General features: G+C 64.9%; 20 protein-coding genes. 12 read left to right on the forward strand and 8 right to left on the reverse strand.

From position 1 onward, the window contains the following. Positions 1-104: 104 nt before the first annotated feature. Genes V3B46_RS07925 through V3B46_RS07940 form a run of 4 tightly spaced genes read right to left on the reverse strand, consistent with a single transcriptional unit; the run spans position 105 to position 3,977 of the window. Positions 105-1,619 carry an aminotransferase-like domain-containing protein gene (locus V3B46_RS07925; protein WP_329891605.1) on the reverse strand — a complete coding sequence of 505 codons (1,515 nt, stop codon included), beginning with the start codon at positions 1,617-1,619 and terminating at the stop codon, positions 105-107. Between the two features lie 9 nt (positions 1,620-1,628). Continuing rightward, positions 1,629-2,228, reverse strand: coding sequence for a DUF6436 domain-containing protein (locus V3B46_RS07930; protein ID WP_329891606.1), 600 nt, complete (start codon positions 2,226-2,228; stop codon positions 1,629-1,631). Next, entirely contained in the window at positions 2,228-2,506 is a 279-nt protein-coding gene (locus tag V3B46_RS07935; protein ID WP_229301144.1) for a hypothetical protein, read from the reverse strand. The genes V3B46_RS07930 and V3B46_RS07935 overlap by 1 nt, the downstream gene beginning before the upstream one ends. Before the next feature lie 55 nt (positions 2,507-2,561). After that, positions 2,562-3,977: an aminotransferase-like domain-containing protein gene (locus tag V3B46_RS07940; RefSeq protein ID WP_329891607.1), complete on the reverse strand. Its 1,416-nt coding sequence runs from the start codon at positions 3,975-3,977 to the stop codon at positions 2,562-2,564. A gap of 183 nt (positions 3,978-4,160) precedes the next feature. On the opposite strand from V3B46_RS07940, the gene cyoA reads away from it, so the two are divergent. The 5 genes from cyoA to V3B46_RS07965 all read left to right on the forward strand — a co-directional run bounded on the left by cyoA (position 4,161) and on the right by V3B46_RS07965 (position 8,829). Next, a complete protein-coding gene (gene cyoA / locus V3B46_RS07945; RefSeq protein WP_329891608.1) occupies positions 4,161-5,066 on the forward strand; it encodes a ubiquinol oxidase subunit II in 906 nt (301 codons plus the stop codon). A gap of 5 nt (positions 5,067-5,071) precedes the next feature. Further along, a complete protein-coding gene (gene cyoB / locus V3B46_RS07950) occupies positions 5,072-7,048 on the forward strand; it encodes a cytochrome o ubiquinol oxidase subunit I (RefSeq protein ID WP_154264701.1) in 1,977 nt (658 codons plus the stop codon). Further along, a complete protein-coding gene (gene cyoC / locus V3B46_RS07955) occupies positions 7,045-7,680 on the forward strand; it encodes a cytochrome o ubiquinol oxidase subunit III (RefSeq protein WP_082783343.1) in 636 nt (211 codons plus the stop codon). Before cyoB ends, cyoC begins: the two co-directional genes overlap by 4 nt. A gap of 1 nt (position 7,681) precedes the next feature. Next, positions 7,682-8,014 carry a cytochrome o ubiquinol oxidase subunit IV gene (gene cyoD, locus V3B46_RS07960; protein WP_005411473.1) on the forward strand — a complete coding sequence of 111 codons (333 nt, stop codon included), beginning with the start codon at positions 7,682-7,684 and terminating at the stop codon, positions 8,012-8,014. Between the two features lie 143 nt (positions 8,015-8,157). Continuing rightward, positions 8,158-8,829 (forward strand): SCO family protein, encoded by a 672-nt coding sequence (locus V3B46_RS07965; RefSeq protein WP_329891711.1) that lies wholly within the window; start codon positions 8,158-8,160, stop codon positions 8,827-8,829. A 126-nt stretch (positions 8,830-8,955) separates the two neighbouring features. Here V3B46_RS07965 and V3B46_RS07970 read toward each other — a convergent pair whose 3' ends face one another. Both V3B46_RS07970 and V3B46_RS07975 read right to left on the reverse strand, forming a co-directional pair. Beyond that, a complete protein-coding gene (locus tag V3B46_RS07970; protein ID WP_329891609.1) occupies positions 8,956-9,549 on the reverse strand; it encodes a S8 family serine peptidase in 594 nt (197 codons plus the stop codon). Beyond that, on the reverse strand, positions 9,549-11,315 hold the full coding sequence (locus V3B46_RS07975) for a S8 family serine peptidase (RefSeq protein WP_049400824.1): 1,767 nt from the start codon (positions 11,313-11,315) through the stop codon (positions 9,549-9,551). The genes V3B46_RS07970 and V3B46_RS07975 overlap by 1 nt, the downstream gene beginning before the upstream one ends. A 310-nt stretch (positions 11,316-11,625) precedes the next feature. Here V3B46_RS07975 and V3B46_RS07980 point away from each other — a divergent pair, with 310 nt between their 5' ends. From V3B46_RS07980 to V3B46_RS07990, 3 genes are all read left to right on the forward strand, one after another. Then, positions 11,626-12,066, forward strand: a complete 441-nt coding sequence (locus tag V3B46_RS07980; protein WP_329891610.1) for a DUF2231 domain-containing protein — start codon at positions 11,626-11,628, stop codon at positions 12,064-12,066. Then, the gene (locus V3B46_RS07985; RefSeq protein ID WP_329891611.1) at positions 12,059-13,369 is read left to right on the forward strand and encodes a PQQ-dependent sugar dehydrogenase; all 1,311 of its coding nucleotides are present in this window, start codon (positions 12,059-12,061) and stop codon (positions 13,367-13,369) included. The genes V3B46_RS07980 and V3B46_RS07985 overlap by 8 nt, the downstream gene beginning before the upstream one ends. Positions 13,370-13,444: 75 nt before the next feature. After that, the gene (locus V3B46_RS07990; RefSeq protein ID WP_154264697.1) at positions 13,445-14,125 is read left to right on the forward strand and encodes a hypothetical protein; all 681 of its coding nucleotides are present in this window, start codon (positions 13,445-13,447) and stop codon (positions 14,123-14,125) included. Positions 14,126-14,186: 61 nt separating this feature from the next. Here the strand turns inward: V3B46_RS07990 and V3B46_RS07995 are convergent, their stop codons facing one another. Continuing rightward, the gene (locus V3B46_RS07995; RefSeq protein WP_329891612.1) at positions 14,187-14,843 is read right to left on the reverse strand and encodes an exopolysaccharide biosynthesis protein; all 657 of its coding nucleotides are present in this window, start codon (positions 14,841-14,843) and stop codon (positions 14,187-14,189) included. Between the two features lie 149 nt (positions 14,844-14,992). Between V3B46_RS07995 and yidA the strand changes: the two genes are divergently transcribed. The 3 genes from yidA (at position 14,993) to V3B46_RS08010 (ending at position 19,390) form a co-directional block, all read left to right on the forward strand. Beyond that, positions 14,993-15,826: a sugar-phosphatase gene (gene yidA / locus V3B46_RS08000; RefSeq protein WP_329891613.1), complete on the forward strand. Its 834-nt coding sequence runs from the start codon at positions 14,993-14,995 to the stop codon at positions 15,824-15,826. A 739-nt stretch (positions 15,827-16,565) separates the two neighbouring features. Next, on the forward strand, positions 16,566-18,884 hold the full coding sequence (locus V3B46_RS08005) for a TonB-dependent receptor (protein ID WP_329891614.1): 2,319 nt from the start codon (positions 16,566-16,568) through the stop codon (positions 18,882-18,884). Between the two features lie 119 nt (positions 18,885-19,003). Beyond that, the gene (locus tag V3B46_RS08010) at positions 19,004-19,390 is read left to right on the forward strand and encodes a hypothetical protein (protein WP_329891615.1); all 387 of its coding nucleotides are present in this window, start codon (positions 19,004-19,006) and stop codon (positions 19,388-19,390) included. Positions 19,391-19,514: 124 nt separating this feature from the next. Here the strand turns inward: V3B46_RS08010 and V3B46_RS08015 are convergent, their stop codons facing one another. Beyond that, positions 19,515-21,014 carry a YifB family Mg chelatase-like AAA ATPase gene (locus V3B46_RS08015; RefSeq protein WP_329891616.1) on the reverse strand — a complete coding sequence of 500 codons (1,500 nt, stop codon included), beginning with the start codon at positions 21,012-21,014 and terminating at the stop codon, positions 19,515-19,517. Between the two features lie 414 nt (positions 21,015-21,428). Between V3B46_RS08015 and V3B46_RS08020 the strand changes: the two genes are divergently transcribed. Continuing rightward, a complete protein-coding gene (locus tag V3B46_RS08020; protein ID WP_329891617.1) occupies positions 21,429-24,077 on the forward strand; it encodes an RHS repeat domain-containing protein in 2,649 nt (882 codons plus the stop codon). Positions 24,078-24,087 lie beyond the last annotated feature (10 nt).

Raw genomic sequence — 24,087 nt, forward strand, 5'->3', positions numbered from 1 at the left:
GGGGGTGGGTCGGGGGTGGGGGGGGGGGGGTTTGTGGCGGCGGGGGGCCGGCAACCTCATGATCCGTGCACGCCGATGCCGGCCAGCGGCCGGCACTACCAGGCCTACCGCTCGATCGCCGGCAACGCATCCGACAACAACAACCGATCGATCCTCCGCAGCGCACCTTCCAGCTGCCGGCGATCCGCCGCCAGCCCCAACGACAACCGCACGCCGTTCTGATGCTGCACCCCCGGAGGACAGAACGCCGATGAAGGCGCGATCGCCAGCCCCTGCAGCTGTGCGGTACGCACCAGCGTGGCATCGGTCCAAGGCGCGGGTATCCGGCACCACGCATGCAGGCCCTCTGCCCGCTGCAGCAGCGATGGCGCCAGCAGGTAGCTCGCCATGCGCATGCGCTCGCGCGCCTCGGTGCGCACCTGCGCCAGCAGTGACTGCGCCGAACCATCCAGCAGCAGCTGGCTGGCCAGCGCCGAGACCAGCGGATGGCCCATCAACCGCGTTGCCCGCAGTGCAACTGTCATCGCCTCGGCATGCGCTGCGCTCGGGCAGCGCACGAAGGCGGTGCGCAGGCCGGGGCTGATCACCTTCGACAGCGTCGCCACGTAGAACACATGGCGCGGTGCCAGGGCCGCCAGCGGTGTCGGTACATCTTCGGCGAGGTGCCAGTACGGATCGTCTTCGATTGCCAGCAGGCGTTCGCTTTCCAGCACACGCGCCAATGCTTTGCGCCGATGCAGCGGCAGGGTCAGTGCGGTCGGGTTCTGGCAGGTGGGATTGAGATAGACCAGCCGCGCACCGCTTTCGCGTGCCAACCGCACCAGCGCCTCGGGACACATGCCGTGCTCGTCGCTGTCCACCGGCAGCAGGCGCCGGCCCAGTGCGGCGGCCGCCTGCAGCAGGCCCGGATAGACCAGCGCATCGCACAGGATCGCGCCGTCGTCGCGTCCCTGGCTGACCAGGATCGACGCCAGCGCCACCTGTGCACCCTCGGTCAGCAGCAGGCAGGCATCGTCCACCTTTCCCAGCATCGGCTGCAGCCAGCGCGCCGCCGCGTGGCGATCGGTCATGTTGCCGCCGCCCAGGTGATAGGTCATCAGATTCGGTGCGTTGCTGCGTGCAAGCACGGCGGCGGCACCGCGGCGCAGTGTCTCGGCCAGCGCATCGGCGTCGGGCACCGGTGGCACGTTCATGCTCAGGTCCACCGCCTGGTCGAAGCCGGCCTTGGGCGGTGCGATGAAACTGCCCTGTGGTCCACGCGCTTCGATCAGGCCACGCTTGCGTGCTTCATCGAAGGCGCGGGTGACCGTGGTCAGGTCGATACCGAGCTGCTGCGCCAACGCGCGCTGCGAAGGCAGGCGCTGTCCAGGTGCGAGACCGCCGCGGCGCACCGTTCGTTCCAGCGAGTTGACGATGCGCAGGTAGATCGGCCCGCTGTGCGCGAGTACGTCCTGTACCCATTCACGGGCTGCGACATCCGGTCGCGGCATGTACGGAGCATGTCGGGGCGTATCGTTGCTTCCAACGGCGGGAGCCTGTCCATAACCATCGGTCGGTTCGGACAGGTGACCGCCGTTGTTGTTTGCGGCGGCCACGCCGGCCAGCGTCAGTGATGTCATTGCGCGTCCTCAACGCTTGGCCTGCCACGGGCAGTAGCAGCCCACGGCAAGCAGTCCTTTCGGGCGCACGGATTCGCCGCGCACCAGTTTGTCCAGCAGCGGTTCGACGAAGCTGTTGGCCGAATTGCAGACCATGCCGATGCTGTATGGGCCGGCGTAGGCGAGGTGGCCCTGGCGATCCCAGATCGCGACAGCGGGGCTGGCCGGGATGTGTTCGATGCCGTCGATGGTCGGCAGGTTGATCACCTTGTTGCGCAGCGGCTTGGGCAGCTCGCCCTGCGTACCCGGGCGGCGGATGGCATAGAAGTCGATGCCGGCGCGGCGGTACATGCTGATCAGGTAGCTCAGGTGCGCACCGGTCTCGCGGTTGCACACGCCGCAGGCCGGGTCCCAGAAATGCACCACGCGGATGCGGCCGGTATCTCCGGCCAGATCGGCCGGCAGGCGCAGTTGCGAGTCGTCGAAGACGATGGCCTGTTCGGTGAAGGTGGACTGCGCGCTGTAGCCGAAGTACTGCCACAGCGCAGCCGCGACGCCGGCCATGAACAGGCAGGCGAGGGCGATCATCGTCGGCAGCAGCCAGCGGCGACGCGGCGCGGCTGCGCCCATCAGGACGCTTCCCCGCCGAACTTGTGCACGTACTGCTTGCGCATCTCGCGGCAGGAATCGGCCTGCGCGCGGCGCTGGATCTCGCTACGCGACGGATCCTCGCTGCGCTGCAGGCATTGCTCGATGGCGTGGCGTTCGGCGGCCTGTACGTCCACGGTCTGTGGCTGCAGGCAGACCCAGGCCAGCGCGGCCAGCATCAACACCACAAAGCCACCGCACCCGGCCATCACCAGATGGAATTTCAGTTTCTCGGCGCGCATCGATGCACGTCCCCTCATCCATACATTGCATACAAAATATCATCTTGTATGGATGGAGCGCCATGCGCTCAGTTCAGACGATGGCGTTGTGGCGTGCCTCGGGGGCCTCGGACAGGATCTCGTTCAGCTTGGCCAGCGCCCCTGCCAGCGCGCCCTGGTCGACCGCGCCGCCCAGAGACAGGCGGATCGCATTGCCAGGTGGCGGTTCTTCCACGCTGAAGGCGTCCGAGCTGGCAATGCCCAGCCCCTGTTCCTGTGCTGCCTGGATCAACCGGTACTGGTCCAGCCGCGGCGGCAGTGGCAGCCACACATGCAGGCCGGCCGGATGCGCCTGGGCACGGGCCGGCAGATAACGCGCGGCAATGGCCTGGCGCTCGCGCAGTTCCTGCTGGAAGCGCTGCACCATGTCCCGGGCCTGGCCGCTGCGGATCCACTGCGAAGCCACCGCCACCATCGACTGGGTCGGCATCAGTGCGATTGCGCGCAGGGCGTCCAGCACCGGTTCCATCGGCTCGCCGGCCGGCACCACCAGGTAGGCGGTGCGCAGGCCCGGGGCCAGGCACTTGGACAGGGTGGAGATGTAATAGACCGGACAGCCGGCATCGCGGTGTGCGGCCAGCGGCGGCGCGGCGTCCCCGGCCAGCAACCAGTAGGGATCGTCTTCGATCACGGTCAGATCGTGGCGCTTCGCAACGGCCAGGAGGGCCTGCCGGCGTTGCGCCGACATCGTCGCCGTGGTCGGGTTCTGGATGGTCGGCACCAGGTACAGCATGCGCGGGCGGCGCAGCTGGCAGGCCTCCTCCAGCGCCTCCGGCAGCATGCCCTCGGCGTCCATCGCCACCGGCACCACGCCCCGCTGCAGCACGCGCGCTGCCGCCAGCAGGCCCGGGTAGGTCAGCTGCTCGGCGGCAATCAGCTCGCCCGGCTGGGTGCGGGCCAGGATCAGCGCGCACAGCGCGGTCTGCGCGCCGGGGCAGATCACCACCTGGTCGGCACCCACCGTGCCCAGCATCGGCGCCAGCCACTGCACGGCGGCGGCGCGGTCCTCGCGGGTGCCGGCGCCGACGTGGTAGCTCATCAGTTCGCCCTGGCCCAGCTGCTGGCCCACGTGCTGGAAACCGGCCTCCATGCCCTGTGCGAACGGCGCGCTGCCCAGCAGCGGCGGAATGTTCATGCTCAGGTCGACCGAGGTGCTGCGGTTGCCAGCCGACAGCGCGATGAAGGTGCCACCGGCGCCCTGCGCATCGAGCAGGCCGGCCTGGCGCAGCTCGGCGAAGGCGCGGGTGACCGTGGTCAGGTCCACGCCCACCTGCTGGGCCAGGTCGCGCTGCGGCGGCAGGCGGTCGCCCGGGCGCAGCACGCCGTCATCCACCGCTTCGCGCACCTGCTGGGCAATCTGCAGGTACAGCGGGCCGGCGCCCTCGCGGAAGGGGCGAACCCAGGTGCGATTGGGGTGTTTCAGGCGGCGGCCGGCGGCAGGTGGCGTCATCGGTCAGTTTTTTCCATACGTACAGATGCACAAGTCCATACAATGCTGTATCTTGTATGGGCTTGATTGGAGTGGTTCGCCTGCTTGTAGGCGACCTCGTACCCACAGTGTAGCCGCTCCACGCCCGGGCGCTGCGCGCAGGCGAGCCGGTCAAGCGCGCTTCTTCAACAGGGTTGACCTCCAATGAATATCTGCTGGAACCGCATCCGCCTGGCGCTGGTCGCCCTGGCCTGCGTCGGCCTGTCGGGCTGTGACTGGGTGCTGCTGGATTCGAAGGGCATGGTCGGGCTCGCCCAGCGCGACCTGATCCTGATCTGCATCGGCCTGATGCTGATCGTGGTGATACCGGCCATCGTGCTGACCTTCGTGTTCGCCTGGCGCTACCGCGCCGGCAATACCAAAGCCAAATACATGCCGGACTGGTCGCACTCCACCAAAGTGGAGATCGTGGTCTGGGGCGTGCCGCTGATCATCATCGCGGTGCTGGCGGTGATCGTGTGGAAGTCCACCCACGAGCTGGACCCCTACAAGCCGCTGGACGTGGCCGGTGAGCCGCTGCATGTGGACGTGATCGCCACCGACTGGAAGTGGGTGTTCGTGTATCCGGACCTCGGCATCGCCACGGTCAACCAGCTCAACTTCCCGGTTGACCGCCCGCTGGCGTTCAACATCACCTCCAACTCGACGATGAACACCTTCTTCATCCCGCAGCTGGGTGGGCAGATCTACGCGATGGCCGGCATGCGCACGCAGCTGCACCTGATCGCCAACGAGCCCGGCCAGTTCCGCGGCATGTCCGGCAACTACAGCGGGCATGGCTTCTCGAACATGAAGTTCATTGCCACCGCCAGCAGCAACGAGGAGTTCGAGCGCTGGGTGGCCGAGGTACGCAGCGCGCCGCAGGCACTGGATTTCAACCAGTTCAAGGCGCTGGCCGCACCGTCGAAGAACGCACCGGTGCAGCACTTCTCCAGCGTCGAACCGCTGCTGTTCAAGAAGGTCATCGACCAGTTCATCGGCGTCGGTGAGAACACCGCTGCTGCTACCCCGGCGGGTGCTGCCGGTGGTGCCCAGGTTTCCCAGGAGTAACGAACATGTTGGGTAAATTGACGTGGGAGGCCGTGCCGCTGCACGAGCCGATCGTCGTGGTCACACTGGCGGCCATGGTGCTGGGTGGTTTCGCGCTGCTCGGCGCGGTGACGTACTTCAAGCTGTGGGGCCCGTTATGGCGTGACTGGTTCACCACCGTGGACCACAAGAAGATCGGCATCATGTACGTGGTGGTGGCGCTGGTCATGCTGGTGCGTGGCTTCGCCGATGCGCTGATGATGCGCGCGCAGCTGGCCGCCGCTGGCCCGGGCAGTGACGGCTTCCTGCCACCGGAGCACTACGACCAGATCTTCACCGCGCACGGCGTGATCATGATCTTCTTCGTGGCCACCCCGTTCGTGGTCGGCCTGATGAACATCATCGTGCCGCTGCAGATCGGTGCGCGCGACATGGCGTTCCCGTTCCTCAACGCCTTCAGCTTCTGGATCTTCGTGGTCGGCGCTGCGCTGATGATGATCTCGCTGGGCGTTGGCGAATTCGCCATGACCGGCTGGGTCGCCTATCCGCCGCTGTCGGGCATCGAGTTCAGTCCAGGCGTGGGCGTGGACTACTACATCTGGGCGTTGCAGGCCTCGGGCATCGGCACATTGCTGACCGGCGTCAACCTGTTCATCACCATCCTGCGCATGCGTGCGCCGGGCATGACCCTGATGAAGATGCCGGTGTTCACCTGGACCGTGCTGGTCACCAGCGTGATCATCATCGCCGCCTTCCCGATCCTGACCGTGGCACTGGGTGCGCTCACCCTGGACCGCTATCTGGACTTCAACTTCTACACCAACACGTTGGGTGGCAACCCGATGATGTACGTGAACCTGGTGTGGGCCTGGGGCCATCCGGAGGTGTACATCCTGGTGCTGCCGGCGTTCGGCATCTTCTCCGAAGTGACCGCCACGTTCGCGCGCAAGAAACTGTTCGGTTACAAGTCGATGGTGGGCGCCACGCTGGCGATCGGCATCCTGTCGTTCATCGTCTGGCTGCACCATTTCTTCACCATGGGTTCCGGTGCCAGCGTCAATGCCTTCTTCGGCATCATGACGATGATCATCGCCATCCCCACCGGCGTGAAGATCTTCACCTGGCTGTTCACCATGTACGGTGGCCGCGTCGAGTTCAGCGTGCCGATGCTGTGGACCATCGCCTTCCTGGTCACCTTCACCATCGGCGGCATGACCGGCGTGCTGCTGGCCATCCCGGGCGCGGACTTCCTGCTGCACAACAGCCTGTTCCTGGTCGCCCACTTCCACAACACCATCATTGGCGGCGCGCTGTTCGGCTACCTGGCCGGCTTCGCCTACTGGTTCCCGAAGGTGTTCGGCTTCACCCTCAACGAGCGCCTGGGCAAGTGGTCGTTCGCCTGCTGGGTGATCGGCTTCTACCTGGCCTTCATGCCGTTGTACATGCTCGGCTTCATGGGCATGACCCGCCGCATGAACCAGTACGACAACCCGGCGTGGACGCCGTACCTGATCGCCGCCTTCATCGGTGCACTGTTCGTGTTCGCGGGCATCATCCTGATGCTGGTGCAGATCTACGTGAGCGTGCGTGACCGCAAGCGCAACCTGGACCTGACCGGCGACCCGTGGAACGCACGCACGCTGGAATGGGCCACGCCGTCGCCGCCACCGTTCTACAACTTCGCCGTAGTGCCCAAGGCCGATGAGCTGGATGCCTTCCACGAAGCGAAGAAGCGCGGCCTGCCGCCGCCGCCGAAGAAGTACGCACCGATCCACATGCCGAAGAACACCGGCGTGCCGCTGATCCTCAACATCTGGATCCTGGTGCTGTGCTTCGCCCTGGTCTGGCACATCTGGTGGATGGCCGCGGCCAGCTTCATCGCGATGATCGTCACCCTGATCGTGCGGTCCTACGACGAGGACGTGGACTACTACGTCAGTTCCGAGGAGGTGGCGCGCACCGAAGCGGCCAACCTTGCCAAGCTGAAGGAGGTACGCGCATGAACCTGTTGACCCGCCCGGAGCTGGCCAGCGACACGCAGGCGCACGAGGACCACCACGAACACGACCATGGCCACGAGCAGGGCGGCATGAAGGTGTTCGGCATGTGGGTCTACCTCATGTCCGACCTGGTGCTGTTCGGTTCGCTGTTCGCCTCGTACGCGGTGCTCAGCACCGCCTACGCTGGCGGCCCCACCGGCAAGGAGCTGTTCTCGCTGCCGTTCGTGATGGCCGAGACCTTCCTGCTGCTGGTCTCCAGCATCACCTATGGCCAGGCCGTACTGGCAATGCATCGCCACGATGCCTCAGCGGTGCTGCGCTGGCTGGGCGTAACCTTCGTGCTCGGTGCCTCGTTCATCGGCATGGAGATCTACGAGTTCTCGCACCTGATCCATGAAGGCGCCGGCCCGAGCACCAGTGCCTACCTGTCGGCGTTCTTCGCGCTGGTCGCCACCCACGGCCTGCACGTGGCCAGCGGCCTGATCTGGATGGCCGTGGTCATGCACCAGGTCTACCGCCGCGGCCTGACCCCGACCAACATCACCCGCGTGTCGTGCCTGAGCCTGTTCTGGCACTTCCTGGACCTGGTGTGGATCTGCGTCTTCACCTTCGTCTACCTGATCGGAGCCTTCTGACATGGCCCACGTCGAAACCTCGCGCGCCGGCAATGCGCACGGCTCCACCAAGTCCTACCTGATCGGCTTCGTGCTGTGCGCGTTGTTGACCGTGGTGCCGTTCGCACTGGTGATGAACCCGGTGCTGTCGCGGCCGCTCACGCTGTTCCTGCTAGTCGGCTTCGCGGTGGCGCAGATCCTGGTACAGCTGGTCTATTTCCTGCACATGGACCGCAAGTCCGAAGGCGGCTGGAACCTGGCCAGCTTCGTGTTCACCCTGGTGATCCTGTTCATCATCGTCGCGTTGTCGGTGTGGATCATCTGGAGCATGCACTACCACATGATGATCAACTGACCGTGGCCGGGGTGATCGGCATGGACCGCGCGATCACCCCGGCACCTCCGTCCTCTTTCCCCCCAAGGGCAGGCCTGACCGAGACCCCGCCCGCATCTGCGTTGGTGGTACCCGTGAAGCGTCCTGCTGCTGTTGTCCGTTCGTTGTTCTCTCCCCGTTTCCGCCTGCCGCTGCTGGCCGGCCTGGCCATCGGCCTGCTGGCCGGCTGCAGCGCGCAGTCGCGCATGGACTTCTACTCCAGGGACATCGCCTGCGAAGAGCTCGGCCAGCAGTGGTCAATGCCTGACAGCCACGGCACCGTGCGCGGCCCGAAGGACCTGCAGGGGCAGGTGACCTATCTGTTCTTCGGCTTCACCAGCTGCCCGGACGTGTGCCCGACCACCATGGTCGAGCTCAGCCAGGTCAAGCACCTGATGGGCAAGGATGCCGACCAGTTGCAGGTAGTATTCGTCAGTGTCGACCCAGCGCGTGATACGCCGGAGGTTGCGCGCACCTACGTGGAAGCGTTCGACCCCAAGGCGATCGCACTGGTCGGCAACGAAGCACAACTGGCCGCGATGGCCAGCGACTTCAAGGCGTTCTACGAAAAGGAACCCGGTCAGATACCGGAGACCTACACCATGAGCCACATTGCGGGTGGCTACGTGTTCGATCGCCAGGGCCGCCTGCGCCTGTTCGCGCCGTACGGCATGCCGGTGGACAAGCTGTTTTCCGACGTGCAGCGCCTGCTACTCGAGCCCGGCCATCCGGCCGCCGGCAACGGCCCGCTGGCCAGCTGCAGCCGCAAGCACAGCGACACACTCGCCGCCCGGTAGGTGTCGACCTTGGTCGACACGCTGTGAATGAATCTGGTGGGTGCCGACCGTTGGTCGGCACACCCCAACACACCAATCCCCCGGCCGGCCAGGAGAGCCAACCGGCCGGGGGTACCACTCAACGCCTTACTTGGTTTCTTCCCACTGCACCACGTCCGGCTCGGCCGCCTTGATGCCGGCGGTCGACAGCAGCTTGGTGGTCGCATCCAGCGCCGCGTTCACCGACGGGTACTCCACAATCGCGCGGCCCGAGGCCTTGGATACCTTCACCACGGTGCCGCCGGTGGCGGTGGCCGCACGCTGCGCCGAAGCCGCATCGGTGAAGAACACCTTGACCCGCGAGGTCGCCACGACTGGCGCGCCATCGTTGGAGACAGCGGCCGCAAACTTGCTGGAACCGGCATCCGCACGCGCGGCCACACCGGTAGACGCATCGGTGGACCGCTTGCTGCGGGTGCCGACGGCCGCCGCGCTGGCATCAGCCCCGGTGGTGATCCGGAACTGACCGCCGCTGGCCTGCTGCACGGTTGCCGACGGCGCCAGCTGGAAGCGCGAGCCGCCCACATTGAACGAACGGCCGGTGGCCTCCGCCTTCAACTGCTGCGTGTCTACGGTCGACAAGGTCTTCGCCGGAGGTGTCTGGCCCGAGCTCTGTGCCCAGGTGGTGGTGGTCATCGCCGCCAGGGCGAGGGTGCTCAACAGAATGGTCGTCTTCATCATCAGTGCCCCAGAACGCGGATCTTGAAGAATTCGAGGTTGCCACGCGATGCAGCGTTCGCGGCCTGCCCCAGGTCGGTGACTTCCAGTGTCCAGGTGCCCGTGGCGTTCTCATCCAGGAAGGCATTGCTGGACAGCAGGTCCCAGTTGGTGAAGTTACGCTGCACACCATTGAGGCCAGAGCCGATGGCGGTGAATGCCGGTTGCACCACGCTGCGCGTGCCACTAGGCGAGATCAGCACGAACTGCAGCTGGCGGGTGTTGCTGTGGTTGACGCGGAAGCCGAGCTGCACGCTCTCGATGTTGCGCGCTCCATTGGCCAGCTGGAAGGTCAGGCGCGCCGCGGCCGCCGAGGTATTGCCGATGGCCACGGTGCGCGTCGTGTTGCGCCAGCCGCTGTCCACCAGTGCACCCAGCGGCTGGAAGTCCTCTGCGACCTGTACCGCGCGTGCTGCATTGACCACACCGAAACCGTACCAGTTGCTGTAGGCACGGCCGGCGGCATTCACCGTCCAGCCCGGCACCAGCACGCGGCCGTCGGAGTGGGTCACCGCCGCCCGGTTCGGATCGGTGCGGGTGGCGGTGGTGGCCAGGATGTACTTCACATCGCGGTAGGACAGGTTCGGATTGGTCTCCAGCAACAGCGCCGCGACACCCGACACCATCGGCGTGGCCGCCGAGGTGCCGTTCATCTTGCCGGTGTAGTTGCAGGTGCTGTCGATGGCAGACTGGTCGCCGTCCAAGGTGTTGCGCAGGCTCGTGTTCTTGTTGCTGCCCTGCGCGCAGCCGGTGACATCGGTGGTGAGGATGGCCGGATCGTAGCGGATCGCCAGCTGCCCCGGCACGACCTGCCGCTGCCAGCCATTCTCGCCGCCGAAGCCGGACACCCACAGCGCCGAGCCGGTGGACGAGTAGGACGAGCGCACGCCATCGGCGCGCACGGCGGCAACGGTGATCACGTTGAACAGGTTGTTACGCGGGTCGCGGCCGGCCGGAATGCAACCCGTGTTGCGGTTCTTGGTGTCTGCCGAGCAGATGTCGGTGCCATCCGAGCGTGCGCCGTTGTTGTGGTTGTTGCCGGCAGCTTTCACGTAGATGCCACCGCGCCCACCACGGGTGCCGGACATGGCCTGCTCATAGGCGGCGATGTCGTTCTGGCTGTAGGCCAGCGGCAGGTTGGGGTTGCCCGGGCTGGAGCCCCAGCTGTTGTTGAAGACCCCTACATCGGCCACTTCGGCGCCGTCCCACCACGAGTACTCGATGTTGGAATTCGAATTGCCCTGGGCATTGGACGCCAGGAAATTGAAACCCTTCAGGGTGGCCGCCGAGGCCACGCCGCGCACGCCCAGGTTGTTGGCACCTACTGCACCGGCGATGCCGCCGACCATGGTGCCGTGATTGTCGCGGTCCGGATTGGACGGTGAGGGGTTGTTGCTCTGGTTGGCGAAGTTCTTGCCGGCGACCGCCGCGACGTTGGCGGCCAGGTCCGGGTGTGCGATCTGCAGGCCGTCATCGACGATGGCGATGGTGACGCCCTGGCCACGGATGCCATTGCGGAACAGGCCATCCACGTTGAGATCGTTGCCGGCCACCGGCAGGGTATCGCCCAGTACGGCCTGCCCGGTGTTGAGCAGATGCCACTGGCGCCCGGCCAGCGGATCGGCCTGCTGGGCCTGGGCGGTGACGGCCAGGCTGCCCAGCACCAGGGCAGTGGCAAGGGCCAGGCGCGCGGAGCGCGGTGGCGCGGAGCGTTGCGTGTGTCGCTTCATACACGAATCCTTCTGTTGTGAATCGGCATGGCAGGACGGCGGGGCGGGACTGCCCCATCGCAACGAGCCAAACGCGACACAACGAACAACCCCCTACCTCTTCACACTCCCAATCTGCAGATGTGACGATTGCGTCACAAACACTTATGCCGTGGGGGAATGACGACTGCCGTGTCCCGCATCTGCTGGACGCCAATCTTGGCTGGCACCCGCATCCACGCATGGCGTGGATCTACCAAAAGTCATCGCGCCCCCTCACATCCGGCTGTGCTACTACAGCCCGTGCACCCTTCCGCATCGGAGCACGATGATGGTCAACCCTCTAGCCCAGGCCCATCGCGGCCTCGGCACCACGCTGTTCAGCCTGTTGAACCCGATACCCTTCGGCTTCTTCGTCGGCGCACTCATCTTCGACGCGATCTATCTCAACAGCGCCGAGGTGATGTGGGGCAAGGCCGCCGCCTGGCTGATCACCTTCGGCCTGCTGATCGCCATCATTCCGCGCCTGATCAACCTGTTCGCGGTCTGGCGCCGCAACGGTACCGCCACCCGCATCGACCGCGTCGACTTCTTCCTCAACCTGGTCGCGGTCGTGCTGGCCATCTGGAACGCCTTCGTGCACAGCCGCGATGCCTATGCCGTCGCGGTGCCGGGCACGATCCTGTCGGCGCTGACCGTGGCCCTGATCGCCCTGGGCCTGGTCCTGCTGTCGTTGCAGCCGCCGGTGCTGCAGGGAGGTCGTCATGGCTAAGCACATCCTGCCCATCGTGGGCGCCCTGGCATTGGCCGCCGCCCTGTCGGCCTGCGCCGGCAAGGCTGAGTACCATCCGGCCGACCAGTCGGGCCCGCAGCCGCCGCTGCCCAAGCCGGCCAACTTCCTGATGCCGCCGATGCAGGTGCCCAAGGGCGTCGGCTGGGCCGAGGGGCAGTCACCCACGGTGGCCGAGGGCCTGAAGATCGAGCGCATCGCCGCCAACCTGATGCATCCGCGGCGGCTGCTGACCCTGCCCAACGGCGATGTGCTGGTGGTGGAAGGCAACGGCCCCGGTGAAGAGCCGGTCACCACGCCCAAGCAGTGGATCGCCGGCAAGGTGAAGGCACGCTCGGGCAAGGCCGGCAAGGGCGGCAACCGGGTCACCCTGCTGCGCCGCTCGCCGGGAACGAACACCTGGACCCAACACGTCTACATCGAAGGCCTGCATTCGCCGTTCGGCATCCAGCTGATCGGCGACACGCTGTACGTGGCCAACACCGGCAACATCATCCAGTACCACTACGTGCCCGGCGAAACTCGCATGTCCGACAAGGGCCGCGAGTTCACCGACCTGCCCAGCACCATCAATCACCACTGGACCAAGGAACTGCTGGCCAGCCGTGATGGCCGCAAGCTGTACGTGGGCGTGGGCTCCAACAGCAACATCACCGAGAACGGCCTGGCCGTCGAATACCGCCGCGCGGTGGTGCTGGAAGTGGACGTGGCCACCCGCGGCAGCCGCATCTATGCGTCGGGCATCCGCAACCCGACCGGACTGGACTGGGAGCCGAGTACCGGGAAGTTGTGGGCGGTGGCAAACGAACGCGACGAGATCGGTGCCGACCTCGTGCCGGACTACCTCACCTCGGTGAAGGAAGATGGCTTCTACGGTTGGCCTTACAGCTACTACGGCCAGCACGTGGACGAGCGCGTGCAGCCGCAGCGGCCGGACCTGGTGGCGAAAGCCATCACGCCGGACTACGCCATCGGTTCACACGTAGCACCGCTGGGCCTGCTGTTCTACACCGGCCAGGCATTGCCGGCGCAGTATCACGGCGGCGCCTTCATCGGCGAACACGGCAGTTGGGACCGCTCGCCGCTGAGCGGCTACGAAGTGGTCTACGTACCGTTCAAGGACGGCAAACCGACCGGGCGGCCGCAGACCGTGGTCAGTGGTTTCGCCTCGAAGGACGAGAAGACCCTGATGGGCGCACCGGTAGGCATGGCGATGGATGCCGAAGGCGCACTGCTGGTGGCCGACGACGTGGGCGACGTGGTGTGGCGGGTGTCGGCACGATGAAGGCCGCTGGCTTGCACCGGATGACTCGATGCTGGTCATTTCGTTACGATGCTCCCCGTCGATAGGGAGCATCGTATGAAGTTGAAACATGAAACGTCCAACGTGGCCGCGTTCAGCAGGAACCTGGAACGCGAGCTGGAGAACCTGGGGCATAGTGCCTATATCGCGCCAACCGACCATCAGGATGTTCGGCTGGGTGCGGACCTGCTTGCCTCAGATGGCCGGAGCTTCTCGCTGATAGAGTTCAAGGATCGGAAGGCTGATGCAGCCACTGAAGCAAGAAAGCCGCGCAGGAAGACGCTGTGCCGCGTCCTGGATGGGTGGTCTGACATCCATGCAAGCTGCCATCTGATCGGCTGGCGATCGACCGAAGGGGCCAACATCGAATTTCCCGTGCGGAGCTACGGAACCTATGTCTGTACTCCCGAGATCATCCAACTTCCTCAGGCTGATATCACCTTCAGCAGCCCCATCTCCATCCAGTGCGAGACGGTCCAGGCGTTTGCACAGGCGATGGTGTCGAAGAAGGTCGGAGTCGACTTTCAGTGCTTCAGGGACTACGTGCAATGGCTGCTTTCACTGGACGATGACACCGACGATCAAGGCGAAAGTGACGATGACAACGACGTCGAACTGCTGATGTGTTGTACCGTCGGCGGTGAGCTGTACACCAAGGCGTTCGCAAACCTCGCCGAACTCAAGCACTGGATCGACAACGCGCCCGGCCCCAGCCCGCGCAGAACCTTCGGGATGTGATGTGACGTGCGCGTCCATCGTGGCGCGGCCTTGCCCGTATGCCCGACCCCGCAGCCGAGTATCAGTTTGAGTTGCCACGCAACCCGCTGAACACCGATTCCGCAGCAAACCCCACGCCACCCAGCAGCACGCCGAAATACACCACCGTGGCCACCACGAAACCGTAACCGGCCGCCACCGCCGCACCATCGCGCTGGATGAAGCCAATCGCAAACGACATCAGCGCAAGCGCCGGCAAGGTATTGCTGAACGGAATCGGCCCGGCCGGCGCCATCAGCAGCAGGGTCGCGAACACCAGCATCAGGTTGTTCAGGCGCATCATCTTCTTCGAGCGCACCATCACCGCCAGCCGCATCGGCCGCGACAGCCGCTCCATGCGGTGTACCCATTTCAGCGCACGGCCCAGGTTGGCCTTCAGCTTGTCGGTGGCGATCTCGCGGCGCGCCAGCTTCTGCGGCACCCACAGCGGTCGGTTGCGCACCCGGCTCAGGCCGATCAGCAGGATCGAGGCGCCAAACACCGTACTCAATCCGGGAATCGACACCGGGATGATGAAGATGGCCGAGAGCAGGATCACGATCAGCAGCAGGCCCTCATCGCCCAGCGCGCTGAGCAGGGTACCGACGCTCACCTGGTCGCCGGGCAGCTCGTCGATCATCTGCTCGATCTGCTGGGCCAGGGGCGCGCTGTCATTGGTTTCGGGGGCACGGTAGGTCATGCGTCGCAAGGTTCTCCAGGGAAGGGCGGTCAATGGGCCGTCCTGCGGTGGGGGACGCACAGGCCCCCGCAGTATCCCGGCCAACGTAGGCAAAGAGGTGAACCGGGCATGAGGGGTTAAACTGGCGTGCCCCGCACGAGTTGAACGCAATGGACATGGGCCGCAGGCAATCGACCATCGAACTGGTCGCCATCGACATGGATGGCACCCTGCTGGACCCCACCCACACGCTTACCGCCCGGGCCCAGCGGGCCATCGCGCAGGCGCGCGCGCTGGGCGTGCACATCGTGCTGACCAGTGGCCGCCCGGTTCCCGGCCTGGCGCCGTTCCTGCACGAGCTGGGCATCACCGGCGACGATGATTACTGCATCGCCTGCAATGGCGGTCTGGTGCAGCGCATCGGCACGCGCGAAACCGTGGTCGAGTACCCGCTCAGCTTCGACGACTTCCTGTTCTGCGAGCAGGTGGCCCGCGACCTGGGCGTGCACTTCCAGGCGCTGGACAGCCAGCGCATGTACACGCCCAACCAGGACATCAGCTACTACACCGTGGCCGACTCGCATCTTTCGCGGATGCCGCTGTCGTACCGCCGCGTGGCCGACATGGACCCGTCGATGTCCTTCATCAAGCTGATGATGATCGACGCGCCCGACGTGCTGGATGCCGCCATCGCGCGCCTGCCCAGCGAACTGACCGAACGCTTCGCGGTGCTGAAGAGCGCACCGTTCTTCCTGGAAGTGTTCGACCACCGCGCCGGCAAGGGCCCGAGCCTGCAGAAGCTGGCCGAGCACCTGGGCATCGACCGCGCCAACGTGATGGCCATCGGTGACCAGGAGAACGACCTGACCATGCTGCAGTACGCCGGTACCAGCGTGGCGATGGGCAATGCCATCGACGCGGTAAAGGCGGTGGCGCGGTTCGAGACCACCAGCAATGCAGACGAAGGCGTGGCGCGCGCCATTGAGCGTTTCGTCCTGCAGTAACCGGGCTTCCCTATGCCCTGGTAGGTGCCAACCTTGGTTGGCACACGCACACCGTATGCGCCGACCAAGGTCGGCCTCTACCATGCCTCACCGACCCCGGTAGGTGCCAACCTTGGTTGGCACACGCGGGCGGCAAGAGCCAACCAAGGTTGGCCTCTACCAGGCCCCATCCGCCCCGGTAGGTGCCAACCTTGTTGGCACACGCGGGCGGCAAGCGTCAACCAAGGTCGGCCTCTATCAGGCCCCATCCGCCCCGGTAGGTGCCAACCTTGGTTGGCACACGCAGACGGCAAGCGCCAACCAAGGTCGGCCTCTACCAGGCTCCATCCGCCCCGGCAGGTGCCAACCTTGGTTGGCACACGCAGACGGCAAGCGCCGACCAAGGTCGGCCTCTACTAGACCCCATCCGCCTCGGTAGGTGCCAACCTTGGTTGGCACACGCAGACGGCAAGCGCCGACCAAGGCCTATACTCACGTATAACCCGCCCATCCCCATCGCCATTGGCGCTGTACCACGGCGCAATGGCGAATGCGGCAGCGCGATGCAAGAATTTCGCACGTCGAAATCACGCTATCGAATTCTGAGGCAGAGGATCGTCTTCCTCTGCCACTGACCGGCACGCATCGCGCCGTCACTCCCTCAACGCAATCGCATCGCCAGCCTGGGCACCGACACCGGTGCTGCAACGCGCTGGGCGTGCGCCTGCGCCGCTCTCTCTCTCTGCACCTGGATCTGCCCATGAATACCCCACCCACGACGCGCCTCGCCCTGGCCATCATCACGGCCATCACCGCACCTGCTTACGCCGCAGAAACGCACGACGCCGCGCTCGACACGCCCACCACGCTCAACGCTCTGCAGGTCATCGCCACCCCGCGCGGCGCCGCCGTCGCCCCCACCCAGGTGGTCGGCCCCAACCGCTACATCATCAAGGCCGAAGACCTCGACGCGATGGTCACCGGCAACAACGGCCTGGCCATGCTCAAGCAGGTGCCGGGCGCCAGCTACACCGCCACCGACGGGCTGGGCCTGGATATCTCCGCCACCAGCCTGTTCGTGCGCGGCTTCCGCATGAATGAAATGGGCATCACCTTCGAAGGCGTGCCGCTGAACGACAACGGCTTCCTCTCGCTCACCGGCACCAGCGTGGTGAACGTGGGCGTGCCCGATGGCATCGGCGCGATCACGGTCAGCCCCGGTGGGGCACCGGTCAGCGTATTCTCCAGCAGCGTCAACGGCGGCAGCCTGGAATACCGCCTGCGCGACCTGCAGGACACCCCCAGCCTGCGCGTGAAGCAGGGCGTGGGCAGCAACAGCACGTTGGTCACCACCGTATCCGGGCAGAGCGGCCAGCTCGGTGAGCATGGCCCGAAGGTGCTGGTCGACCTGCAGCGCGTGTCCGCCGACAAGTACCAGGGCGAGGGCACCCAGAACTTCCTGCGCGGCGACCTGAAGCTGCAGCAGGACGTTGCCTGGGGCGACTTCACCGTGTTCCTGTCCGACAGCAAGGCCAAGGTCTGGGGCTACAACAACATCTCCTTCGACATGATCCGCAAGCTGGGCTGGAAGGCCGACATCTTCTATCCGGACTATGCGTGGGCCTGGTACGTGGCCTCGCCGGAGAACGCGGACAAATCCTGCGGCGCCTACACCTGCGGTGAGCTGTCCGAACTGATCCCGTACGACACCGGCCAGATCACCCGCGACCGCGTGTCCTCGATCAACCATCGTTTCCAGATCACCCCGGCGCTGAGCGGCAACGTGCAGCTGTACAACGCCAACAGCCACACCCAGGCCACGCTGACCGACCCGACCGTACCATCGCCCAACGGCGCGCCGTTCTCCGAACAGGTGCAGACGCCGCGTGTGAATCGCCTGGGTGGCATGTTCAACCTGCAGTTCGAGACCGGCGCGCACACCTTCACTGCCGGCGTCTGGCAGGAGAAGAGCAAGGCCGCGGCCAAAACCGAGTGGTACCAGCAGCCGCTGCTGGGCGAGGGCCCGCCATTGAAGGCCACCGGTCCGTTCGATGTGTACGGCCCCGCGTTCAAGACCGACAACGCATCGAGCTGGGTGACCCGCTCGCGCCAGTTCTACCTGCAGGACGACATCGTGTTGAACGACACGCTGAAGCTGGGTGTCGGCTTCAAGGCCGTGGACTTCCGCACCAGCGGCGGCGGCCTCGGTGACGCCAAGGACCGGCCGGTGAACGGCACGCTTCGCGCGAAGAGCAACTTCCTGCCGCATGTCTCCCTGTTCTGGAGCCCGACCGAATCCACTGATGCCTTCATCGACCTGGCCAATACCATGAACGGCTATCGCGTCGCTCAGCGCGGCAACATCGGCTACACCGCCTCGGCGTGGACCATCACCGACCAGGAAGAGTTCGACCGCGTGGCCGGCACCCTGCGCCCGGAAAAGAACTGGAACCTGACCGTGGGGGCGTCGCATCGCTTCGACCGGCTGACGATCACCGGCGACGTGTTCTACAACGACATCCACAACCGCCTGCTGTCGGCCGCCATCGGTACGCAGTTCGCGCAGATCAACACGGTGCGGCTGATGCCGAAGATGCACGTGATCGGCGCTGACCTCGGCATCACCGCCGACCTGACCGACCACCTGCAGTTCTACCAGGGCGTGGCCGTGGCCCGTTCGTACTACGACAGCGATTTCGTGGTGGGCGACACGGTGTACCCGATCAAGGGCAACGCCCAGCCGGGTTACCCGCAGATCTCGCTGGTCAGCGACCTGTCCGCCCACTTCGGTGACTGGCGCTTCGGTGCCACCAGCACCTCCTACCTGCGCCAGCCCTTCACCTACGAGAACGACATCCGTGTGCCGACCTTCTGGCAGGTCAACACCTATGCCGCCTACCGCTTTGGTGCGGACAGCGCCGTGCCGGGCCTGGAGCTGCGGCTGGACGTGAGCAACCTGTTCAACCGCCACAACATCGGCACCGCCACCATCGCCGGCTCGTCGTTCTCGGGGGATTACCAGACCCTGCAGCGCAGCGCCCCTCGGCAGCTGATGTTCAGCACCTCGATGACCTTTTAGGTAGATCCACGCCATGCGTGGATGCACTTGGCGGTCCCCAGGCAGGTGCTCAGATCCGCCTACAAACCCGCCTTGCGCAAACAACAGGGATTTTCTGGCGGCGACGCAAGGTTCCCACAATGTTGCTGGGTCATGCTGTCGGCATGGCTCAGTACAACCCGCGATCACCGTTGTTCGACATACGGAGTCATGGACGGCCCCGGCAGGCGCTGTCCGTGGCGCCTGTGATCGACCTGCAGGCCGAGTACCAGTTCTGGCACGTCTACGAGCGTGTGGTCCGCCCGTTGCCCGGTGGGGGGCTGCGGCTGGCCTGGCTGGTGTGCCAGAAGGTGTACCGGGACCGGTGGCAGCACCCGCACGACAGCGACGAGGCGGCGTTGTCGCGGGTGTTGTTCGGCGGGAACATGACGGCTGACCGGGCGTCGGAGCTGGCGGAGCTGCACGCGCTGGTCAGCCGTCGGGTGGCGTTGCTGGCGAAGCGTGGGCGGGTGGATTCCGCTGCGTGATGCCTGCCCTTGGTGGGGTCGACTGTTAGTCGACCGCTCTTTGCATCTACTTCACAGAAGGCCGCGCTTCGCACGCGAGTCGACCAACGGTCGACTCCACCAAGAGCCAACCCGACCGGCATTTCTAAGGCTTTCCCCGATCCAACTGCCGGTAACCAATCGCCTCAGCCAGATGCGCCGTCTGGATCACCTCGCAACCCGCCAGATCCGCAATCGTGCGCGCCACCCGCAGGATTCGATGCATCGCCCGTGCGGAAAGCTGCAGCCGCTCGATGGCCTGCTCCAACAGATCCTGATCGGCCTCGCTCAGCTTCGTGCACGCCCGCAGCGCCGCCGGTGGCAGATGGGCATTGAGCGCGCCACGCGCCTGCTGCCGGGCATGGGCGGCTTCCACCCGTGCACGTACCGCAGCACTGGGCTCACCCAGCGGCGTGCTCTCCCGCAGCTCCACCGCGTCCATACGTGCCACGCTGATGTGCAGGTCGATGCGGTCCAGCAAGGGACCGGACACCCGCGCGCGGTAGCGGTTGATACGTTCGTCGCTGCACAGGCAGCGGTTGCTGCGGTCGCCGGCCCAGCCGCACGGGCAAGGGTTCATCGCTGCTACCAGCTGGAACCGTGCGGGATACTGCACGCTCCGCGCCGCGCGGGCGATGCGGATGTGGCCGGATTCCAGCGGCTCGCGCAGGGTTTCCAACGCACTTCGATTCCATTCCGGAAGCTCGTCCAGGAACAGCACGCCATGATGGGCCAGCGAGATTTCGCCGGGGCAGGGCGGATTTCCGCCGCCCACCAGCGCCGCCGCACTTGCACTGTGGTGGGGAGAACGGAAAGGCCGTTGCCGCCAGCGTCGTGGGTCCAACCCTTCACCACTCACCGAGGCAATCGCCGCCAGCTGCAACGCCTCCGCTTCTTCGGTATCCGGCAGCAGGCTGGGCAGGCGTGAGGCCAACAGCGTCTTGCCGCAACCAGGGCTACCGATCAGTAATAGGTGGTGTCCGCCCGCAGCGGCGACCTCCAACGCGCGCCGTGCATGCGCCTGCCCGCGCACGTCGGCCAAATCAGGCAGTGGCAGGGGCGTCGTGTCCACGCGCTCCACGGGTGGCAGCAGGCGCGGATTGCCAAGCCCCGCGCAGCATTCCAGCAGGGTACGGGCCACCCGCACATCAGCATGCTCGGCCAAAGCTGCCTCTGCGGCATTGCCCGGCGGCACCACCAGAATGCGCCCGGCTTCGGCCGCCGCAATCGCCGCCGGCAGCGCTCCGGCTACCGGCCGCAGTTCACCGGTCAGGCCCAGCTCGCCGAGGAACTCGTACTGCAGCAGCGACTGTGGGTCGACCTGGCCACTGGCAGCGAGGATGCCCAAGGCAATCGCCAGGTCATAGCGACCGCCTTCCTTGGGCAGGTCGGCAGGCGCCAGGTTCAGGGTGATGCGCCGCTGTGGAAAGTCGAAGCGCGCGCAGAGCAGGGCAGCACGCACGCGCTCGCGAGATTCGCGCACGCTGGTCTCGGCCAAGCCCACGATCTGCGTGACAGGCAGGCCGCCAGAGAGATGCACTTCCACCCGCACCAGTGGGGCATCGACCCCGGCGCGGGCACGGCTGTGGACCAGCGCCAGGCTCATGTGTGGTTTCCTGCAGAGGGATGCTCGATGGTGCGGCAGGTGTGCAGTGGGGTGATATCGGGAATTGCTGGTGAAGGAGCTAGGCGGATTCTGGCCGGTGTTCGCTTGGTGCGCACTCGCCAAGGCGCCCAGAGGGTGCCTCGACCCACGATGGCTCTGCGTCTTCTTGAAGTAACCGTCCCAGTTTCCCCTGAGAGTTCATCCAACGCTCGAAACGGATGCGCGCGCGTCCGATATCCGGCGCTCGCCAGACCGCATCGATCATGCTGGCTGCCCAACAGGGCGACTGCTGATTGAGCTGAGGAAGTCTGAACATGAAGAACGGTCCTTGACAATGGTGTGTCAGGTGGAGTAATCATCCGAATGAACGGAAGCTGAGTCGTTTGTCGCCCTCCATCCAAGGATGTAACGGACATGATTTCTGCCAAGGACAGGCGGGGGGAAAATGCTCCCTGCAATGTTTATCCGGGCTCGCCGCTTTGCTCGCTCATCGTGGGCTTGGCACTTACGCTGGGAGCCGGGTTCCACGTCTCAGCCCAGGATGGACTCTTCAACTATCAAGAGTATGAGAAGAGGGTAAAAAGCGCGCAGTCGCTTGCCGCCATATCTGCCGATGAGGTATTCGGGGATCGAACCTCCGGCTTCGACGGCAGCACCGAGTTCCTTGTTGAAGACGTGTCCATACCTGGCAATTTCGACCTTCCGGTCAGCATCGCCCGTCGCTTTGGAGTTGAGGCCGTCAACCGAGGATCTCGCTATAGCGAGGCCAAAGGGCTGACGCTGTTTGACGATTGGGAAATCGTCGTTCCCCACATGTCGGGCGTATGGACCAAGGGGGCTGGATGGATTACGGGCGATCCAGGGGCGCAGACCACGCAGCGTTGTTCGGTCAACAAGGCGCCCTTCCTGTTGGAGACTTGGGGCTATACCAATATCGGCTTCGGCATTGACGTGAAGTGGCATGGCGGAAATGGCGAGGAGCTTCTGATTGCCGACGATCCGTCCCATGCCACGGCACCAGGCTTGGAGGCGCCCAAGTGGATGACGGCTTCGAGAGCACGGTTCACCTGTTTGGCTGCAACACGAAACGGATATCCGGGCGAGGCGTTTATTGGACACACCCCGGATGGGAAGAAGTACTTCTTCGACTGGGGTGTGGAAAGGCCCTATGCAACAGCTCAGTTCAGTGATGGCGCTGCCAATCGTTCGGTGGGGCGTAAGCGGGTCTATCTTCTGGCGTCGCGTGTGGAGGACCGCTATGGGAACTGGGTGTCCTATAGTTACAACGGAGACAAACTTACTAAAATCGAGTCCAGCGACGGTCGCCGGATTGACCTGAGCTATGACGGCGACGGTCGGGTGACCAGCGTGCAAGCCAATGGGCGCATATGGCGGTATTCGTATGCTGGCGACACGGACGGGAACGACGGCGGCTTGTCCCAGGTCACGCTTCCGGATGGCTCGGCGTGGGCCTACAGTCATCGCGGACGCCTCCAGTCCAGTTTCCCTATCCGTAAAGCCGACGATGAGGGCGGGTGCGAAATACGGGCCGGTAGTGAGCCCCCTCCTACGCAGATGACGGTGGTCGCCCCCTCGGGTGCCCGAGGCATATTCGACTTTGAAATGGAGTTGTTCATTCGCTCCGATCCTTGCAATGGACTGACGCCCTCGCACTACCAAGCCTGGTCTTTGAAGAAGCGCACCATCACCGGGCCCGGACTGTCTCCGATGGTCAGTACGCGAAGCTACAACCTGCAGTTGCCGGGAAGCGGCCGCTGGTCCAGCCTGACCAAGCCGAATGGAACGCAGATTCGCGAGCGCTACGGTGCCAATCCAGCTCTGAACGAGCGAAAGCTCATGCAAAAGCAGGTTCTGGACGCAGCTGGCCAAGTGCAGCGTGACGAGCTCTACACCTATACGTTCGGTTCCGAGACCGGTCCGTTCAGGACGCGGGTCGGGCATTCTATCGGGGTCCAAGCGGGTCAGTTCTTGGCGGGCATGCTGAGCGCTCTCAGTGAAAGCACATTCTCTCAAGATGGCGATACCTACCGCGTGGTCTACAGCGATTTCGATCGCAAGGCCCGTCCGGCACGCGTGAGCTATACCGGTCCTTCTGGTACCAAGGCTGAGACACGAGAGCATCTGGATACGGCCAGCCCTTGGGTCTTGGATCAGGTGCTGAGTGTCAAGGAGGCTGCGTCGGGAAAGATCACCACACAGTATGCCTATGACGGTATGGCCAAGCCGAATGCCGTCTATCGGGCCGGGGCTTTGCTGCAGAGTGTTACTTATGCGGCGGATGGCACGATCAGTGCAGTGCGCGACGGAAAGGGGAATGAAACGCAGATCCAGGACTGGTATCGCGGCGTGCCGCGATTGGTCATCAATCCCGATGGCACCACCAATCGCATGTCGGCAGATGGAAACGGGTGGATCACTTCCACCACGGACGCGCTACAAAGGACTACTTCCTATCTGCACGATCCGATGGGTCGCGTGCGCGAAGTCCAACCGCCGGTCGATGAGAACCAGTGGGCCAAGACTACCATCTCATTCCGTCAGGTCGCGGCCGATGAGTACGGCCTTTCGCCGGGGCACTGGCGAGTCGATAACGCCCAAGGGGCACGGCGTCAGGAAACCTATCTCGACGCGCTCTGGCAGCCGCTCCTGGTGCGCGAATACGATGCTAACAACGTCGCCGGCACGCAGCGGTGGGTCAGGAACGCTTACGACAGCGAAGGTCGCCTGACGTTCACCTCTTATCCTTCAAGCGATAGCACTGTGGCGACCGGTACCTGGACCGAGTACGACGCGCTGGGGCGGAAGACCTCTTCGTCCCAGGACAGCGAGCAGGGCCTGCTGATTACAACCATTGGCTACAGCAGCAATGCCACTACCACAGTCGTGGATCCACTCGGCCATCAGACCATCACCCGATTCGATGCGTTTGAAGGCCCGGACTACGGGAAGCCTGCGCAGATCATTCGTGCCGATGGCAGCAAAGTCAGTATCAAACGAAATGCTTTTGGCCTTACCACCGAAGTAGCCCAGTCCGCCAACTAAAGGCATGTCA

It is taken from the genome of Stenotrophomonas sp. SMYL11, from assembly GCF_036320005.1.
GTDB classification, from domain to species: domain Bacteria; phylum Pseudomonadota; class Gammaproteobacteria; order Xanthomonadales; family Xanthomonadaceae; genus Stenotrophomonas; species Stenotrophomonas maltophilia_A.